This window comes from Paenibacillus stellifer (assembly GCF_000758685.1).
Lineage (GTDB): Bacteria > Bacillota > Bacilli > Paenibacillales > Paenibacillaceae > Paenibacillus_AQ > Paenibacillus_AQ stellifer.
Window position 1 is genome coordinate 458515 of the sequence record NZ_CP009286.1, and the last position, 17943, is coordinate 476457.

The 17943-nt window shown below is 58.5% G+C and carries 20 protein-coding genes and 1 riboswitch; of the genes, 13 read left to right on the forward strand and 7 right to left on the reverse strand.

Annotated elements, in window-relative coordinates; all coding sequences use genetic code 11:
• Positions 1-19 precede the first annotated feature (19 nt).
• The 4 genes from PSTEL_RS02210 to nfsA all read left to right on the forward strand — a co-directional run bounded on the left by PSTEL_RS02210 (position 20) and on the right by nfsA (position 4186).
• Positions 20-373, forward strand: coding sequence for a metal-sensitive transcriptional regulator (locus PSTEL_RS02210; RefSeq protein WP_038693187.1), 354 nt, complete (start codon positions 20-22; stop codon positions 371-373).
• Between the two features lie 14 nt (positions 374-387).
• The gene (locus PSTEL_RS02215) at positions 388-591 is read left to right on the forward strand and encodes a copper ion binding protein (RefSeq protein ID WP_038693188.1); all 204 of its coding nucleotides are present in this window, start codon (positions 388-390) and stop codon (positions 589-591) included.
• A 112-nt stretch (positions 592-703) separates the two neighbouring features.
• Positions 704-3157 (forward strand): heavy metal translocating P-type ATPase, encoded by a 2454-nt coding sequence (locus PSTEL_RS02220; RefSeq protein ID WP_038693190.1) that lies wholly within the window; start codon positions 704-706, stop codon positions 3155-3157.
• A gap of 276 nt (positions 3158-3433) precedes the next feature.
• Positions 3434-4186: an oxygen-insensitive NADPH nitroreductase gene (gene nfsA, locus PSTEL_RS02225; RefSeq protein ID WP_038693192.1), complete on the forward strand. Its 753-nt coding sequence runs from the start codon at positions 3434-3436 to the stop codon at positions 4184-4186.
• Between the two features lie 237 nt (positions 4187-4423).
• On the opposite strand, the gene PSTEL_RS02230 is transcribed toward nfsA, so the two are convergent.
• The 4 genes from PSTEL_RS02230 to PSTEL_RS02245 are packed head-to-tail and all read right to left on the reverse strand — an operon-like array spanning position 4424 to position 7463.
• A complete protein-coding gene (locus PSTEL_RS02230; RefSeq protein WP_052098133.1) occupies positions 4424-5260 on the reverse strand; it encodes an ABC transporter ATP-binding protein in 837 nt (278 codons plus the stop codon).
• A 36-nt stretch (positions 5261-5296) separates the two neighbouring features.
• Entirely contained in the window at positions 5297-6058 is a 762-nt protein-coding gene (locus PSTEL_RS02235; RefSeq protein WP_038693194.1) for an ABC transporter permease, read from the reverse strand.
• On the reverse strand, positions 6055-6348 hold the full coding sequence (locus PSTEL_RS02240; RefSeq protein WP_038693196.1) for a thiamine-binding protein: 294 nt from the start codon (positions 6346-6348) through the stop codon (positions 6055-6057). The genes PSTEL_RS02235 and PSTEL_RS02240 overlap by 4 nt, the downstream gene beginning before the upstream one ends.
• Before the next feature lie 47 nt (positions 6349-6395).
• Positions 6396-7463 (reverse strand): ABC transporter substrate-binding protein, encoded by a 1068-nt coding sequence (locus tag PSTEL_RS02245; RefSeq protein WP_038699978.1) that lies wholly within the window; start codon positions 7461-7463, stop codon positions 6396-6398.
• 158 nt (positions 7464-7621) lie between these two features.
• A riboswitch (TPP riboswitch) is annotated at positions 7622-7735 on the reverse strand.
• 129 nt (positions 7736-7864) lie between these two features.
• On the opposite strand from PSTEL_RS02245, the gene PSTEL_RS02250 reads away from it, so the two are divergent.
• Complete coding sequence (locus tag PSTEL_RS02250) at positions 7865-8059, forward strand: hypothetical protein (protein WP_038693198.1); 195 nt, start codon at positions 7865-7867, stop codon at positions 8057-8059.
• A 4-nt stretch (positions 8060-8063) separates the two neighbouring features.
• Here PSTEL_RS02250 and PSTEL_RS02255 read toward each other — a convergent pair whose 3' ends face one another.
• The gene (locus tag PSTEL_RS02255) at positions 8064-9503 is read right to left on the reverse strand and encodes a hypothetical protein (RefSeq protein ID WP_156995752.1); all 1440 of its coding nucleotides are present in this window, start codon (positions 9501-9503) and stop codon (positions 8064-8066) included.
• A 190-nt stretch (positions 9504-9693) separates the two neighbouring features.
• On the opposite strand from PSTEL_RS02255, the gene PSTEL_RS02260 reads away from it, so the two are divergent.
• From PSTEL_RS02260 to PSTEL_RS02300, 8 genes are all read left to right on the forward strand, one after another.
• Positions 9694-10134 (forward strand): pyridoxamine 5'-phosphate oxidase family protein, encoded by a 441-nt coding sequence (locus PSTEL_RS02260; RefSeq protein ID WP_038693200.1) that lies wholly within the window; start codon positions 9694-9696, stop codon positions 10132-10134.
• 311 nt (positions 10135-10445) lie between these two features.
• Positions 10446-11426, forward strand: coding sequence for an EAL domain-containing protein (locus PSTEL_RS02270; RefSeq protein WP_245625055.1), 981 nt, complete (start codon positions 10446-10448; stop codon positions 11424-11426).
• A 24-nt stretch (positions 11427-11450) separates the two neighbouring features.
• A complete protein-coding gene (locus PSTEL_RS02275; RefSeq protein WP_038693206.1) occupies positions 11451-12122 on the forward strand; it encodes a response regulator transcription factor in 672 nt (223 codons plus the stop codon).
• Entirely contained in the window at positions 12119-13585 is a 1467-nt protein-coding gene (locus PSTEL_RS02280) for a HAMP domain-containing sensor histidine kinase (RefSeq protein ID WP_156995753.1), read from the forward strand. Before PSTEL_RS02275 ends, PSTEL_RS02280 begins: the two co-directional genes overlap by 4 nt.
• Positions 13586-13645: 60 nt before the next feature.
• The gene (locus PSTEL_RS02285; protein ID WP_038693207.1) at positions 13646-14557 is read left to right on the forward strand and encodes an ABC transporter ATP-binding protein; all 912 of its coding nucleotides are present in this window, start codon (positions 13646-13648) and stop codon (positions 14555-14557) included.
• The gene (locus tag PSTEL_RS02290) at positions 14554-15267 is read left to right on the forward strand and encodes an ABC transporter permease (RefSeq protein ID WP_038693209.1); all 714 of its coding nucleotides are present in this window, start codon (positions 14554-14556) and stop codon (positions 15265-15267) included. Before PSTEL_RS02285 ends, PSTEL_RS02290 begins: the two co-directional genes overlap by 4 nt.
• 1 nt (position 15268) lies before the next feature.
• On the forward strand, positions 15269-16009 hold the full coding sequence (locus PSTEL_RS02295; RefSeq protein ID WP_038693211.1) for an ABC transporter permease: 741 nt from the start codon (positions 15269-15271) through the stop codon (positions 16007-16009).
• A gap of 97 nt (positions 16010-16106) precedes the next feature.
• Positions 16107-16472 carry an ArsR/SmtB family transcription factor gene (locus tag PSTEL_RS02300; RefSeq protein ID WP_038693213.1) on the forward strand — a complete coding sequence of 122 codons (366 nt, stop codon included), beginning with the start codon at positions 16107-16109 and terminating at the stop codon, positions 16470-16472.
• 120 nt (positions 16473-16592) lie between these two features.
• Here the strand turns inward: PSTEL_RS02300 and PSTEL_RS02305 are convergent, their stop codons facing one another.
• Entirely contained in the window at positions 16593-17378 is a 786-nt protein-coding gene (locus PSTEL_RS02305) for a CPBP family intramembrane glutamic endopeptidase (protein WP_038693215.1), read from the reverse strand.
• Positions 17359-17907 (reverse strand): PadR family transcriptional regulator, encoded by a 549-nt coding sequence (locus PSTEL_RS02310; RefSeq protein WP_084065357.1) that lies wholly within the window; start codon positions 17905-17907, stop codon positions 17359-17361. Before PSTEL_RS02310 ends, PSTEL_RS02305 begins: the two co-directional genes overlap by 20 nt.
• Positions 17908-17943 lie beyond the last annotated feature (36 nt).

A 17943-nucleotide genomic window follows, 5' to 3' on the forward strand; every position in this document is an offset into this window, starting at 1 on the left:
GAGTCAAGGAGGCTGAATCATGGCGACACATCATAAGCGCGAAGACGATTCGGAGACGTCAGTCTGTGCAGGCGACTGCCATCCTTCCGGCGAACGCAAGAGTCATCACGCGCCGGAATTCAAGAGCGGGCTTACTGCCCGGCTCAACCGCATCGAAGGCCAGATCCGCGGCATCAAAGGCATGATCGAACGCGACACGTACTGCGACGATGTCCTTACCCAGCTGGCGGCGGTGCAGTCCGCGCTCGGAAGCGTTGGCAAGCTGCTGCTTGAAGGTCATATGAAGAGCTGCATCGTAGAACGAATCGAAGCCGGAGAACATGAGGTTATTGACGAACTGCTGATTACCGTCGGCAGATTAATGAAATCATAAAGGAGAGGATCAGAATGACGAATGTTGTGTTGAATGTAGAAGGAATGTCCTGCGGACATTGTGTAAGCGCAGTGGAGAAAGCAGTCGGAAATCTGGGCGCTTCGGCCAAGGTCGATCTGGCGGCCAAGACGGTGGCAGTGGATTTTGATGAATCCAAGCTCAGCGTATCGGCAATCAAGGATGCGATCGAAGACCAGGGCTACGACGTCGTACAGTAATTTTCGGGATTTTCGCATGAGGGGCCTTGGAGCGGGAAGCAAGTGACGCTGCGGGCCTTCTCTTTTTAAAGTCAGCATACCCCTAGGGGGTACATGAAAGAGAGTGATTCACATGGAAAAAGCAGTGGCGGCGCCCGAAGAGCAGGCTACCCTGCAGATTACCGGCATGACCTGTTCTGCGTGCGCGGCGCGCATTGAGAAAGGGTTGTCCCGAATGGAGGGGGTATCGCGGGCCAATGTGAACCTCGCGCTGGAGCAGGCAGCGGTTGGCTTTGACCCCAGCGTTGTCGATGTGCCGAAGCTTGAGGAGAAGATCCGGTCGCTCGGCTACGATACGGTCAAGGAGACCGCCAATTTCGATATTTCCGGCATGACCTGTGCCGCCTGTTCGGCCCGGATCGAGAAGGTGCTCGGCCGTATGCCCGGGATTGCCGAAGTGAATGTAAATCTGGCGCTGGAGACGGCGCATGTGGAATATACCCCAAGTATGGTGACGCCCCAGGACATCATCGCCAAGGTCGACTCGATCGGCTACAAGGCTTCGCTTAAGAAGGACAGCGAGGAGACATCCGGCCGCAAGGGCGAGGAAATCCGGCGCAAACGGAATAAGTGGATCGTGTCTGCGGTGCTGTCTTTGCCGCTGCTGTGGGCGATGGTCGGCCACTTCTCCTTCACCTCCTGGATTCCCGTGCCGGAGCTGTTTATGAATCCGTGGTTCCAACTGGCACTGTCCACGCCTGTCCAGTTCATCATCGGCTGGCAGTTCTACGTGGGTGCTTATAAAGCGCTCCGCAACGGCAGTGCGAATATGGATGTGCTGGTGGCGCTGGGGACATCGGCCGCTTATTTCTACAGCCTGTATTTGACGCTGGACTCCTTAAGCATGAGTGGAATGAATCATGCGGTGGAGATGTATTATGAGACGGGAGCGATCCTCATAACGCTCATTCTGGTCGGCAAATGGTTCGAGGCCTTGGCGAAGGGCCGCTCCTCCGATGCGATCCGCAGCCTGATGGGGCTGCAGGCCAAGAGCGCGGTCGTCATCCGGGATGGTGCTGAAATTAGCATTCCGGTTGAAAATGTCGTCATCGGAGATATCGTGCTCGTCAAGCCCGGCACAAAAATTCCGGTGGACGGCCAGGTTGTAGAAGGGATATCGTCCGTCGATGAGTCGATGCTCACGGGCGAGAGCATCCCGGTAGACAAGGGTCCCGGGGACACCGTTATCGGAGCGACCGTCAACAAGAACGGCGCACTGAAGATCGAAGCCCGCAAGGTAGGCAGAGACACCGCCCTTGCCCAGATTATTCGCGTGGTTGAGGAAGCCCAGGGCTCCAAGGCGCCGATCCAGCGGGTGGCGGACGTCATTTCGGGCATTTTCGTTCCGATTGTCGTCGGAATTGCGGCGCTGACCTTTATCGTCTGGTACCTCTGGGGGGCGCCGGGGCAGTTCGCGGAAGCGCTGGAGAAAGCGATCGCCGTGCTTGTCATCGCCTGCCCTTGCGCACTGGGGCTTGCTACGCCGACCTCCATCATGGCCGGCTCCGGCCGCGCTGCCGAGCTGGGCATTCTGTTCAAGGGAGGCGAGCATCTGGAAGCTGCGCAGGGCATCGAGCTCGTCGTTCTGGACAAGACGGGCACCGTGACCGCCGGCAAGCCGGTGCTGACGGATGTGCTCGTGTCTCCGGACTTTAAAGGTCCTGAAGCCCTGTCTGCGGAGGATGGCCTGCTGTCGCTGGCAGCCTCTGCCGAGAAGCTGTCGGAGCATCCGCTGGCCGAAGCGGTGGCCGCAGGCGCGGCGGAGAAGGGATTGATCCTTGCCGAAGCGGCAGACTTCGTCAATATTCCGGGCCGCGGCATCAAGGCTGCCGTGCAGGGCAGAGACATCTCTGTCGGCACGCGCCGGCTGATGGAAGAGAGCGGCGCGGAGACTGCCGCATGGCAGGGTGAGATGCAGCGTCTGGAGCAGGAGGGCAAGACCGCTATGCTGGTGGCAGTGGACGGCAAGGTTCAAGGCATCGTCGCCGTTGCCGACACGATCAAGCCGACCTCGCGGGAGGCGGTCGCCGCGCTGCGGCGGATGAACATCGATGTCGTCATGATTACCGGCGACAACGAGCGTACGGCCCGGGCGATTGCGGCGGAAGCCGGCATCGACCGGGTCATGGCCGAAGTGCTGCCTGAAGGCAAGGCGGAGGCGGTCCGCAAGCTGCAGGAGGGAGGCCGCAAAGTCGCGATGGTCGGCGACGGAATCAATGATGCCCCGGCGCTGGCTACCGCCGATATCGGGATGGCTGTCGGCACGGGAACGGACGTGGCGATGGAGGCCGCGGACATTACCCTGATGCGCGGCGATCTGAAGGCGATCGCGGACGCCATCGAAATGAGTCGGCGAACCATGGGCAATATCAAGCAAAATCTGTTCTGGGCGCTGGGCTATAATACGATCGGCATTCCGGTGGCCGCTCTTGGCTTTCTGGCACCCTGGCTGGCTGGTGCAGCGATGGCGTTCAGCTCGGTTTCGGTCGTGCTGAACGCGCTGCGGCTGCAGCGGGTCAAGCTGTAACGGGCATGCCGCCCGCTTCCAATAGAGATGGAGGCGGGCGGTTTGCTGTCTTTTTATCATGGCTGGAACCCAAGGAGGGAAGACGATAGCTGTCTTATACCAGGCCGCTGGCTTGCGCTCATCCTTCATTGTCCAGCCTCTCAACGGCCCAAGTTGGCAAAAGGACTCAAATGGTGTTAATACTTATACTAGAAAGAGGTACTAGAAAAGAGGTACTAGAAAGACAGGTCCTCCCCAATTCGGGCGGGCGAAGATGAATAGGAGATGAAGAAGACGATGAGTATATCCAATGAAACGCTCGAGCTGATGCGAAATCACAGCTCCATCCGCAAGTTCCGCGAAGATCCGGTCAGCGAAGATCAGCTTACCGCCATTATCGGGGCGGCGCAGATGGCCTCGACGTCCAGTAATGTGCAAGCATACAGCGTGATCGCGGTCACCGACGCGGCGCTGAAGTCCGAGCTTGCGGCTCTGGCGGGCAATCAGGCGTATGTGGCCGAATGCCCCGTCTTCCTGGTCTGGTGCGCCGATCTGTACCGGCTGCGGGAGGTGGCCCGTCCGCACCTGAACAGCGCGGTGACGTATGAGGGCTCAACGGAGAATTTCATCATAGGCACCATCGATGCGGCACTGGCTGCCCAGAACGCTGCCGTGGCTGCCGAATCGCTGGGGCTTGGCATCGTCTACATCGGCGGCCTTCGCAATCAAATCGCCGCTGTCGCCGAGCGGCTTGGCCTGCCGGAGCTGGTCTATCCGCTGTTCGGCATGTGCCTCGGCTATCCCGACCAGTCGCCGGGCATCCGTCCGCGCCTGCCGCAGCAGGCTGTGCTGCACCGCAACCGGTATGACGCAGAAGAGACGGTCCGTCAAGTTGACGAATACGACCGGATTATGTCGGATTATCTGAGCAAACGGACCGGAGGGGCGAACGAAACGCCATGGTCGGCCATCATGGCCAAGTGGATTGCCGAGCCTAACCGGTTGGATCTGGGCGACTTCCTGCGAAGCAAAGGCTTCCTCCGCCGATAAACGGAACGGGTTTCCCGGTGGAGAGGGCGCAGGCGCGCCGGCCGCCCGGATAGCGCCCGGGCGGCCAGTTGTTCCAGGGACAGACACGCTCAATCTGCTCAACATGTCATATCTGTCAACAGTAAAAAGGCCGGACATCGCCATGATGTCCGGCCTATTGCTTGCGTTGATGCGGAATAGCTCTTACATCGGCAGTAATTCAATTCCCAGGCCTGACGGTCGCAGACAGTCCTCGGCTCACCGGCGAGCTGCCGCCGCTGACTTCGCCTGCTCCTCGCGCATCCATTCCGACATCTGGCGCTTCAGCCGCAGGAATTCGGGATGCTCCGTTATCTCGTCGCGGCGCGGCCGGGGGAAGGGCACCTCGACCGTATGCAGGATCGTGCCCGGCCTGCCGGAGAAGACATAGATCCGGCTGGAGAGCAGCAGCGCCTCCTCGATGCTGTGCGTGATGAACAGCACGGAGCGGCGGTTCTCCTCCCACAGCTCCAGCAGCCACCGCTGCATGTCGCTGCGGGTCAGGGCGTCGAGCGCGCTGAACGGCTCATCCAGGAGCATAAGCTCCTGGGGCGCCAGCAGCGCGCGGAGAAAGGCGGCGCGCTGCTGCATGCCGCCCGACAGCGTGTGCGGATACGCGGTTTCGAATCCGCCGAGACCCGCCTTCGCGAGCCAGCGCCGCGCTTCCTCGCGGGCTGCGCCTCTCGCCGCGCCTTTCAGCTCGCGGGCGAGAATGACGTTGTCCTCGACGCTGCGCCACGGCAGCAGCGCCGGCTGCTGCGGCATATAGCTGATGCCGCCTCTCTCGCCAGTGACGGGCTTGCCGCTCATCGAGATTGAGCCGGAATCCGGCCGGATCAATCCTCCGATAATCTGGAGCAGCGTGCTTTTGCCACAGCCGGAAGGCCCGACGATCGACACGAACTCCTGGCGGCTGACGGTCAGGGAGACGTTGTCCAGGACCTGTAGGCTCTGTCCTTTCTGGCGGAACGATTTGGAGACGCCGGATACGTTCAGAGCGGGCGATTGAGAGGCCGGCTCAGGGACGCCGGAGCCGGGTATATTCATAGGCTTCATAAGGCCGCTCCTTTCAAGGCTCCCAGGATCTGACGTCTATTCATGCTTGCGGGGCTTCCAGCGGATCAGCCACTTCTCCAGCAAGGCGACGGCGGCGAACAGCAGAAGACTGAGCAGAACAATCAGAATAATGGCGAGAAACATGCGGTCCGTGCGGTAGGCCGCTTTCTGCAACTGCATGTAATAGCCCAGTCCTTCGCCGGAGCCGACCAGCTCGGCGACGACCGCGCCGGTCACGGCATAGGCTGCGGAAATTTTGATGCCCGAGAATAGCGAGGGCAGCGAGTGCGGCAGCTCGAGCTTGGTGAATATTTGCCACCGCGAGGCGCCGGCCATCTTCATGTAGTTCAGCATGACCCGGTCGGTCTGGGCCAGTCCGCCCAGGCCGGCAACGGCGACGGGAAAGAAGCAGACCAGCGTGATAAGAATCACCTTCGGCAGCAGACCGAAGCCGAACCAGATGACGAGCAGCGGACCGAGCGCGACGATGGGCACATTCTGGCTCAGAATGAGCAGCGGGTAGAACGCCCGCGACAGACCGGGCAGCAGATAGAGTATCATGGCAGCAAGGATACCGGTCAGCACGCCGATCGGGAAGCCGATGAGAGTCAGCCGCAGCGTCGCCAGCATATGGCCCCTGAGCGAAGCGGAGCCTGCCGACGCCTCTTTCCAGAGATCGGAGGGGGCGGGCAGGACCCATTTTTCAATATGAAACCAGGAGACCGACAGCTGCCACAGTGCGAGGAACAGAATGACCGTCAGCAGCGGCGGCCAGATTTTATTCCAAAGGGAATTCACGGACGATATTTCTCCGTCAGTCCGTCCATGCTGATTCCGCCCGGATAATGGGCGATTTTGATTTGGGAGATGACGCTCGGGCAGCCGGCTTCAATCAGTGCTTCCTGCATCTCCTTCACGATCTCCAGCAGTTCCGGCAGCTCGCCTTCCATTGTCGTCTCCAGCGCGTTCACCTGATGCTTCACGCCGGAGCGCTGAATGACCTCAATCGCTGTGTCCACATAGGGGATCGAATCTTCGCCTCCCGGCGTCTTCGGAATGACCTGAATGCTCAGCAGTGTGCTTGCCATAATTATCTCTTCCTTTCGGTTGTATGGAATCTAAGCAAAGGGCGGTCTTACTGTCCGTCCGGCAAAAAATCGTTCGTGAACGCCTTGGAAGATTCAAGCGGCTGATCGAGCAGCTTCAGCCCGTACATCCAGTCCGCGTAATTCTTCCATACCTCGGCCTTCTGCTCGCCCCAGCGGGAAGCGTCGTCCTTGTATTTCGGACTGAGCCATTTCTGGCTCGCCTGCACGAGATCGGCATCCAGATCCGGCACCGCCTTGATCAGGATGTCCGCGGCTTCCTTCGGATGGTCGATCGCGTACTGATAGCCCTTCGACGTCGCTTTCAGGAAAGCCTTCACCACTTCGGGGTGATCGGCGATTTCCTTCTCGCTGGTCGTCAGCACCGGCGTATAGTAATCGAGCTGCGGCGCATAGTCTTTCAGGTACAGCATATCGAGCGGCTCGTTCCGGAGCTCGGCCTGAATGCCTGTCCATCCGTAGAAAATCCAGGCGAAGTCAATGTCGCGTTTGACGGCCGTGAAATAATCGGCTTCCCCGATCGTAACCTGCTTGACCTTCTTCACGTCTCCGCCTTCGGGGTCCATGATGGCCTTCATCGCGGCTTCTTCTACCGGCGAGCCCCAGCCGCCGTAGGTTTTGCCCTCGAAGTCCTTGGGCGACTTGATGTTCCGGTCCTTGGGAGCCGCGAAGCCGGAGGTATTATGCTGGATGATGGCGGCGATGGAGACGAGCGGCACGCCTTGAATGCGGGCCAGCGTCAGGCTGTCCTGGGCGCCGACGCCGAAGGCGGCTTCTCCGGATGCGACCATCGTGTCCGAACCGGCCTCGCCCGGCTGTACGATCTCGACATCCAGGCCTTCCTCCTGGTAATATCCGAGCTCCTTGGCCACGTACAGTCCGGTATGATTCGTATTCGGCGTCCAGTCGAGCGCGACCTTCACCTTGGCGCTTACGGCTGGCGAAGCGGCCGCCGATGCTGCGGAACTGGCAGAAGGCGAGGTCTGACCTTCTCCGGCTTTGTCAGTGCCTCCTGCGTTATTCCCTGCTCCGCAGCCCGATACGGCAAGTACGAGCAGGCCGGCCAGAGCCGGTCTTAACCATTTGTTGATCCCCATCACAGTGCTTCTCTCCTTTATATCTGTCTTGGGACCGTTAATCGCGGTCCCGAAAGCTTTCAAGCAGACGGTTCTCCCCCCCGAAACGACAAAAAAGCGTCCCTGGATACGGCGGGACGCGGCTGAGCGCATGAGGTGCGGCTGCCTTGGCAAGGCGGGCTGCACGGCGATGTCATTCCTACGCTGGCATTATCCAGATCAGGTATAAGGGTCAGTATCTTTGCGGGATACACTCTCAGCCGGCCGTTATTCCAGCACCCCTGGTTCATATGAAGTTCCGGGCATTTCTTCTGCTGCTTACGGGTATTATAGACACAGGACTCGGGAATTGTCCAGTGGGCGGGGACCCGGTCAAGGCCTTATAACGGGCGGAATTTTCCGGAAACAGGCTGTTGTTCTGCATGTCCCGGCGGCCTCCCGCCTGCTGCCTGCGCTTTCTGCCCGGCACTGGAATTGGGCGGTCCAACCGCGACGCGGGCCATAAGGAACGGCGTCAGGCGAAATCTGGCGGCGTCTCCGTCCGCTCCGCTTTCGCCCGGGATGATTTCTGCGGCGGTTCTTGGACAGCTGGCGAAACCCCGATCTCCCTGCTCTAGCCCGCTACTCGAACTTTCTGCGGCGCAGACGGGATCTGATGCTGCCCCAGAGCTCGCGGATCGTCAGGATGGCGCTGACCGTGATGCCGCTGAAGGTCAGGAACAGCGCCAGATACTCGAAGGGAGAGTAGCCGCTCATTTTGCTCCAGTCGATGCTGCCCTTCAGGTCGTCGATGACCTGGTTCATGCCGTATATGCCGCTGACGACCGTGAAGACGGTCAGAATCATGAGCAGATTGTCCCGGCGCTTGGCCTGAAACTTCTCCTGATACTGAAACAGGTCCGCCAGCGTCTGCTTCACTTCCTCGAACAGCTCGTCGTTGCCGTATACTTTTCGAAGCTGGTAGAAGATTTCGCGCCCCTGTGTCTGTGAAATAAGCTCCATGAAATAGAACTTGGCCGAGAACTTGTTAATGTAATAGATGAGATCCTGAATTTCTTCATTGTCGCGCTCGATGCGCAGCCTCGAATGGACATTGGCCAGCTTGAGCAGAACGATTTTATGAAAAAGGCTGAGCAGCAGACCGTAATAATATTCCCCGTACATCTGGTTCGCCAGCTTGAGAGAGATTTCGGGACCGGACCGGCTGAGACAGCAGAAGGTCTGCTCGTTCGTCATATAGTAGGTGTCCGGCCCCCAGCGGCTGTAGCGGTGGTCCCGGCAGTAATCCTCGATATATTCTGCGCTGCTCGCGCTTGTATACGGGCTGCCGTCCTGCGTCATGCCGTCCAGCTGCGAAGCCCGGTAACAGGTCTGCGGATCAATCTCCGCACCTTCTTCCAATCCATAGAAAGCCTGCACCATCATCCGCTCATCCACGAAGAATGGCAGCGTCTCGAAGTAAGCGCCGTCCAGATCGGACTGGTCAAGAAAATCCTCAAGCCCCTTCACCAAATTCCGGAACACGAAATCCTCCATCTGTTCGAATGACTTGTCTTCGCAGACGATGCGGCAGGCGGCGTCTGCTTCCGTCACATTTTCCAGGGAACGGAAACGATCGGCGAATTCAAGGACATGTTTAAGAGGAATCCGGTCTCCCTCAATTCGGGTGCGCACCGTGACAAAACCAAGCTGAAACGGGCAGATGAACACATCGGTCGACAGCACCTGAAAGGGGATGCAGCACTGGGTCAGATCCATCGTGCATTCAAGCCCATTCACCCGGGAAAAGCGGCGAAAGGTGTCATGGTCCTGTCCTTTTCTCGGAAACAGTACATGTGCGGCAAACGGCATGTAAGAACGCTCCATGTGCTCATGCGATACGCAGTAGCCGTCCCCGTAATATTCATGCTGCAGTTCTTTGCGATCCAGGAAAAAGGGGGTGAAGCCGTCCCGGCCCAATCTTTCCGCAAGCCTCGGCCCCAGTCCCTTAGTGATCGAGAAAGGGAAAATAAACTGCAATAGCGCAGTATGCAAGATGGGTTCGCCACTCTGCTGGTTCATAACATTCCTCCCGGCTACAACGTTAATCATTCTGAATCTCCTAAGTGTACCTTACCCTTTCAGGAGCTGCAAAAAAACGGGAATAGCTCTCTCCCCGGATTCATTCTTCCCCGAGCGGGTACATTAACAAGTATCGGAAGTCCTCGCCTATAAGCGATGGGTTTGGCACAGAAAGGAGACGGGACACAAGATGGATAAGAAAGAGCTGGAGCAGCACATTATGCAGGCGCTTGATGACAATAAGTTTGGTTCCTTTGCTACGATTGAAGCCGGCAACAAGCCGAAGGTGCGTTATATGGCTATTTTTCATGACGGCCTGAAGATTATGCTGGCGACCGACCGCAAGACGCATAAGGTGGAAGAGCTTCAGAATAATCCGAATGTCTACCTGCTGCTCGGCTTTGAAGCCGGAGGCACGAAGGACGTTGTCGGGATTGAGGCCCGGGCTTCCGTCACCAAGGACGAATCGCTTCGCGGCAAGGTGTGGAGCAAGGATCTGGAGCGCTGGTTCAGCGGACCGGATGATCCTGATTATGTGATCCTGGAGCTTGCTCCGACACGGATCGAGTATACCGGCAAGAACGCCCAGCATGAGGTATGGGAGAAGGAGACGGCTTCAGCTATCAAATAAACTCGGAGCCTATATACAGGAGGAGCGGCAGCCAAGGAGCGCTTCGTTAGATCAGGTCAGCCAGAAACTTCTGGTTGGCCTGTTTTTGCATGTACTTTTTTGTTATCCGGAGTCTTTCGCAAAAGACCTGGACTAGCTGCGGCAGGCAGCGGCTCAAGTCCCGGTTGGCAGGGTTGTTTTTCCATACGTTTCCTGATTCCCCGGGGAAAAGCTGGTATAATAACGGCATTATCGGTATTATACAGTTCCCAAGGAGGACACCTATGCATTGCAGCGACTGTTATCCCGCCACCCCGATGGAGGATGAGGGAATGATGAAAGTCAGGCCGGTTATGCCCTGCCTTGAGAACGCCATGCAGGGTGCCGGATTTCATTGCGACATCATGAACGGCAGCGAGTATGTAATCCCGTACCGGTCCCGCGACCAAATTCTGTCCATCGTCGATCTGCTGGAGGAAAGGGAGAACGCGGAGTCTATCACGGTATGTCTGAAAGGGAAGCACCGGCATGAACCGGCGGAACGATGGGTATCTCTTTCCCAGCTGCGGGTTCGCATCGTCAACCATGCCCTGATCAATGTTATCATCAACAAGGAGTTCTGCAGCTATATGCAGCCGATCGTGAATTCAGCCGAGCATATCGTCGGGTTCGAATTTCTGCTTCGTCCCATTCCGGGCGGCCCCTGCTTCCAGCCTCACACGCTGTTTGAAGTGGCGAGAGGGAGCGGCTATCATTCCGTTCTGGACCGGGCGGCGCTTGTGTCCGCCATCGAATCCAGCCGGATACTTCCGGACGGGATGAAGAGGTTTATCAATTTTCTGCCATCAACCATTAATAATCCCAAATACTGTCTTGCCCATTCGTTCGATGCGATTCAGCGCAGCGGCCTGCGGCCGGAGGACTTCGTATTCGAAGTCGTCGAGACGGAGATGATCCGCGACATCGGGCATCTGAGCGCAATCTTCTCGGAGTACCGGCAGCATGGCGTTCATGTGGCTCTTGACGACGTCGGTTCCGGCTTCGCCACCCTGGAGGTGATGGAGCGGCTGCGCCCGGATTACGTCAAAATTGACCGCGATTTAATCAGTCTATGCGACAAGGAACGCAGCAAGCAGGAGTCGATCCGCGAGATCGTGGAGAAGTCCTTACGCTTCGGCGGCCAGGTGCTGGCGGAAGGTATCGAGCGGCGCGAGGAATTCGAATTCTGCCGGGGCCTTGGCATCGGGCTGGCGCAGGGCTATTTCTTCGGCCGTCCGATGCCGGAGCCTCCGCCGCGGTTTATGGCGATCTAGTCTGTTGATAAGGGGAGTTATGTTATGGCCATATTGCTGTACGTGGAGGATGATTGGCAGATTGCCGGCCCTGTCTGCCGCGATCTGGAGGAACGCGGCTATACGGTCCGCTGGCTGCGAAGCGGCGAGAATGCCGCTTCCGAAGCGGAGGGCTGCCAATTGGCTGTATTGGACGTTATGCTTCCGGGGCTGGACGGATTTACAGTCGGGCAGCGCCTGAAAAAAGCCTATCCCGGCATGCCGGTCCTGATGCTGTCGGCGAGAACCTCGATTGACGACAAGCTTCAGGGTCTGGAGTTTGCGGATGATTATTTGACCAAGCCCTTCCATCCGGATGAATTGGCGGCCCGAATCGGGGTGCTGCTGAGACGGTCGGGACAGACGGCCTCAGCTCCACTGGTGCTGAAGCATCTTACCGTCTATGAGGACGAGAACCGGGTTGTACATACGGACAGCGGAGAGGAGATTCCGCTTACCGGCAAGCAGTTCCACATCTTTTTTTATTTGCTCCGCCATTTGGGCCAGATTCTGACCAAGGAACAGATCTACGAAGCGGTATGGAACGAGCCTTATCTGGAAGGCGACAAGACGCTGATGGTCCATATCCGGTATTTGCGCGAGAAGCTGGAGCGAGACCCGGCGGCGCCGGAAATTATCGAGACGATCCGCGGCATCGGATACAGGATCAAGCCATGAAGAGGGCTCGGAACGGCAGAGGGCTGCCGGCCTTCCGGCGCTCGCTGCTGTCGAAGTACATGCTGATCGTAGCGGCCGCTGTTCTGTTCCTTCCTGTCGTGTTCGGGCTTGTCGTGGCCACTTATTCCCTGTCCGACATTTTGGAGGAAAGGCGTCTGGCAGAAGAGACCTCCGGGGAGCTTGAGGTATATGCCGGGACGGCGAAGCTGGAGAAGATGTGGCATACCGAAGCCCGGGAGCTTGCCGACAAGTCTTCGGATCTGATCACCGCCCGTCTGAGGCAGCTCGGCGGGCTGTATCCGTATGCCTTTCTGTTCTGGGCAGACGGAGCTGGAGTTACCCGGCTCTCGCTTCAGCCGGAGAAGCGGCTTGCCGGGAGCGGGGACGGCGATAGCGGAGCTTACCAGATTCCTGATTCCTGGGATGCGGCCTCGGCGATTGCCTTCATGAAACGGAGCGTAAGCCGTGATCCGCTGACGATCGTCGCCTTCATCGGAGATGACGAAGCCCGGGGTGAGGGCTTTATGGTCATGGCCGTGCCGCTGGAGGTTCTCCGGAAAAATACCAATCCCCCTTCCAACACCCGGTATGTTGTGGTGCTGGCGCTGCTGTTTATTGTCTTCGCCTTAGTCTCGTGGCTGTTCTTTGCCCGCATCCGCAGACGTCTGCTCCGGCTGCAGACGGCGATGACCGTGGAGGGCGGCGGCTTGCCGGCGGTTGTCCCTGTGGACAAGCCGGATGAAATCGGGCTGCTTGAAGATGCCTTTAATGCCATGGTGAAGGAGCTGCAAATCAGCCAGGCCCGGGAAAAGGAGGAGGAGGAGCTCCGCAAGCGGCTGATCGCCGGGTTGTCCCACGATCTGCGGACGCCGCTTACCGTCATCCGAAGCCATCTGTTCGAGGTAGGCAAGGAGACGCTGACTCTGCAGGGCAGACAATCCATCGATTTGATGGACCGCCGGATCGCTGACTTAAGCGGACTCATCGACAATTTGCTGGAGTACAATCTGCTGGCGAGCGGCCGGATCAAGCTGGCGCTCTCGGATAAGGATGTGCTGCGTCTGCTGCGCGAAAGCGCGGCATCCTGGTATCCGGTATGGACCCGGGAAGGGATGGAGGCCGAGATACGGCTTGAAGGAGGGCCGCTGATCTGGAGAATCGACGAATCCTGGTTCCGGCGGGTGCTGGATAATCTCTATCAGAACATTATGCGGCATGCCGGAACAGGGAGCTATGTCGGAATCTTCGCGGAAGAGCGCGGCGGTGTCCGGGCTATTGTGATCCGCGACCGGGGCCCCGGACTTGGAGAGTATTCACCGGCCGGCGGGGCCGGCATCGGCCTCGCTATCGTCGATATGCTTTTGTCCGGAATGGGGCTTGTCCGGGAGACGGAGACCGGTCCCGCAGGGACGGCCGTCTATATTTTGCCGATGCCTTCTCCCCGGGATTTAAACGAAATTTAAACTTCGAACCGCCGCTCATTTAACCTCGGAGAGGTACGCTTGATCCGAGGTGAAACGGCAATGGAAACCATTATACAAACGACTGAGCTGGTGAAGGCATACCGCGGCAGGCTCGCCGTCGACCATTTGAATTTGAGCATCGGAAAGGGAGAAATCTATGGGTTTCTCGGCCCGAACGGGGCGGGGAAGACAACGACGATCCGGATGCTGCTCGGGCTGATTGCACCGACGGAGGGACATATTGAGATCTTCGGCCGGGATTTGCGGAAAGAGCGGCTGGACATTCTGCGGAGGGTGGGCTCGCTGGTCGAGTCGCCTTCCTACTACGGCCATTTGACGGCGGAGCAAAATCTGGAGGCGATCCGCCGCATTCTCGGGACGCCGAAGCGGCGGATCGCGGAGGTGCTGGATATCGTCTCCCTGAAGGGCGAGGAGAACCGGCCGGTCAAAGGCTTCTCGCTTGGCATGAAGCAGCGGCTCGGGATCGCTTCCGCGCTGCTGAACGATCCCGAACTGCTCATTCTGGACGAGCCGACGAACGGGCTTGACCCGTCCGGCATTCAGGAGATACGAAGCCTGATCCAGTCGCTGCCCCAGCGCTACGGCATGACTGTGCTGGTGTCAAGCCATCTGCTGAGCGAAATCGAACAGATGGCCGGAACGGTCGGGATTATCTCTCAGGGCAGTATGATTTGCCAGGACACGATCGAGGGGCTTCGCAAGCGCTCCGCCGGTGAAATCCGGCTTCGCGTATCGGAGCCGGAGGAGGCACTGGAGGAAGCGCTGCGCCGCGGCTGGACCGGTACGCGCAGCGACAGCGAGCTGCGTCTCGCGGAACTGGATGACGGGAAAGTGGCCCTGTTGGTCAAGGCGCTAGTAGAGCGGGGACATGCTGTATACAGGGTGGAGGAATGGCGCCGCTCCTTGGAGGATTTCTTCCTTCAGATTACCGAAGGGAAGGGAACACGATGATGCGGGTGATCGCCTCCGACTGGCTGAAGATCAGGGGAAGGGGCGTCTGGCTCCTTGCGCTGCTCGGTCCACTAGGGGTTATGGCTATCCAGGCGCTGAACTTCGGCCTCCGGCTTGATTATATGAAGTCCATTTATGCCGGACATCTGTGGGAAGGACTGCTGGAACAGACCATGCAGTTCGTGCCGATGACGCTGCTTCTGGGAAGCACGCTGATCTGCTCGCTGATCGCGGGGATTGAGCATCAGACCGGCGCATGGAAGCAGCTGCTTGCGCTGCCGGTATCCCGCATCTCGGTATTCGTCTCCAAGCTGCTGCTGGCTCTGCTGCTGCTGTCGGTATCCTGCCTGCTGCTTCCCGTCTTTCTGGCGGCGCTCGGACTTCTCCTCGGGTTTCCGGCTGTGGAGCTTCCGGTTATCGATCTGCTGCGGACCGGATTTCCTTCCTTCGCGGCCGCCCTGCCTTTCACGGCACTGCAGCTGTGGCTCTCTCTGGTTTCGCGGAACCAGTCGCTTGCCGTATCGGTCGGCGTCATCACGGCCATTATGTCGCCTTTCCTGACGTCGCTCCCGGAATGGGTGCCGACCAACTGGGTCTATTACGCCTGGAGCGGGCCGGGAAGGCCAGGATTTGCCGGAGCGGGCATCGCGCTTGGCCTGCTTCTGCTGATCCCGGGAGCCGTGCATTTCGGCCGGAAGGATGTGAGCTGATATGTCGAACAGCTATTTGAGAATGCTGTCGGCCGAGCGGCTCAAGCTGTCGGGCTCCCGGCTGTGGCTGCTTGCGGCGGCGAGTCCCGCCGTGGCAGTGCCCATCGGCCTGACGTCCTCCACGCCGGAGGGCGGGAAGCCCGATTGGAGCACGCTTCTGTCGTCGATGTCGCTGCTGCATGCGCTCCTGTTCCTTCCGGTGCTGTCCGGTCTGTACGCGGCGGTGCTGTGCCGTCATGAGCATGCGGACGGCGGCTGGAAGGCACTGCTGGCCCTTCCGGTGCCGCGTTCCTCCGTGTACCTGGGCAAATTTACAATGGCCGCCCTGCTGCTTGCGGCTACCCAGGTTCTGTTCGCTGCCGCCGAGGTTCTGACAGGCAAGGGAATGGGGCTTGAAGCTCCCATTCCCTGGTCCATTCTGCTTGGCAGTGCCGCCGCCGGCTGGCTGGCCTGTCTGCCGCTAGCCGCGCTGCAGCTCGCTGTCTCCCAGGCCTGGAGCAGCTTCGCCGCTCCGCTGGCCCTTACTGTCAGCCTGACGCTGCCGGGCATTCTGATCGTCAGCTCGGCGGCCTATGCGCCCTATTATCCGTGGGTTCAGCCCGCCCTTGCCATGCTTCCGCATGGGGGAGCGGCTTACAGGGCGCTCAATCTGCCGCTTCAAAGCCTGCTCGCGGTCGTGCCGGGCAGTCTGGTACTCTTTTTGGCTGCCGGCCTGCTGCTCTTTCGGCGTAAGGCGGTATAGTCCGGCGTGATCTGCACTCCGACTCCGATGGACAGCGGCCCTGTTTTTTTCTTATAATATCAGCAGGGAAGAAATCGGGCCTTAAGGAGGGAAACAGATGAAACCGGCAGCAATTGAGGAATGCGACAACACCTGCAGCGGCTCAGAGATTTTACTCGATGATATCCGTTCGGCAATGCCGGAGAGATCGACAACCGACAAGATGGCAGAGCTGTTCAAGGCGCTTGGCGATCCGACCCGGGTTCGGATGATTTACGCCCTGTCCCGCCAGGAGCTATGTGTGCACGACCTGTCGGCCATCCTGGATATGGGCCAGTCGGCGGTGTCCCATCAGCTTCGCTACCTGCGGAATTTGCGGATCGTGAAGCGGCGCAAGGAAGGCAAGACGGTATTCTACTCGCTTAGCGACGCGCATGTCGAGCAGATCGTGCTGCAGACGTTTGAGCATATCCGGCATGAATAGGCATGGGCAGCGGCGGCATCGCCGCAATTCATAACGAATACATCAAAGGCGGAAGACCCTGAGGGTCCCCGCCTTTTTAAGTGAGCTTTTTTATGTATGAGCTGAAGTTGCAGATGAGCTTTATTGGATGCTGTTGATTCCTTGACCCGCGGCTCCGGGAAGCGGAGTTCTTCTCAGGCTGAGCGCCAGCCAGACGCAGTATGCTGCGAGCAGAGCGAGAATTGCCAGGTCAATGCCCAGATAGGCGTCGCTGTTGTCGTTGCCGACGTACTGGATGAAGTTGTGAAGAAAGTGAAAAAGAATGAGCGGGAGAATATTGCGGTTCCGGATCATGAGCAGCGCCAGCGCGCCTCCGAGGAGCAGGGCATAGACGATTTGAAGAACAGTCTGGAAGGCATCCTGCCCGGAAAGGACGCTCAGCACATGGGTAACACCGAAGAGCACGGAAGAGGTAATGACAGCCGTACGGACGCTCTTGGGGCGGAGAATGTTCACGATGAGGCCGCGGTAAATGCTCTCTTCCACAAAGCCTACCAGCAGCGTGAAGCCGAGGTAGAACAGCACTTCGGAAGCCTCAATCTGACGGAAGCCCTTCAGGGCGATAATGACAAGCACCGCAAGCAGCGGGAGGTAGTAGCCCCAGTCTCCCTTTGGAATCGACGACAGGGAGCGGAAGCCGTAGAAGCCCCATTTGCGCTTCAGGGTGTAGTAGATAGCCAGAACGGCCGCAATCGGGATGTAGGAGATCAGGATGGGAGCGGAGACGCTCAGCTCTTTAATAGTCGCGTAGGCTCCCGCCATGAAGACTGCGATGAACAGCAGCGCTTCGATCAGAACGACGGCCAGCACAGGGCGCTTCTCAGTGAACGATTTAGCGGATGATTTTTTATTTGTCTGGGTTGACATGGTTTAGACTCTTCCTCTCCATAATGTTTTGAATCCATTCTCGCTGCATCTTCGCATGCATCAGGCCGTAATCCAGCACTGACACGCGGTAATAATAATCCTCGGGACGTTCGATTCCCGCCAGCTCGCTCTCCACGACGGAACGGACCGCATCCAGCTCCCGGACCTCGCGTTCGGCGGCATGACGGTATCCCTGAAGATGCTCCATCCGAATCCCCTCCTCCAGATAATCGAAAAAGAATACCCGGATCAGCAGCTCCCGCCGGGAGTTCTGCGGCTCTGCCAGCCACTGCATAAATGCCTCTCTGCCTTCCGGCAGCAGCGCATACAGCTTGCGGTTCTTGCTGTCGGCGGTTTCCTTCATCGACACATGTCCCTTGTCCGCCAGCCGCTTCAGTGCGGGGTAGAGACTTCCATAGCTTGCATTGTAAAAATGGCCCACGGTGCTGTCGATCGTCTTCTTCAGGTCATAGCCGCTCATTTCGCCTTCCATCAGCATGCCGAGCAGTACAAATTCAAGCAATTTCAACACCTCAATGTATCGTTTAGATATATCTATTTGATA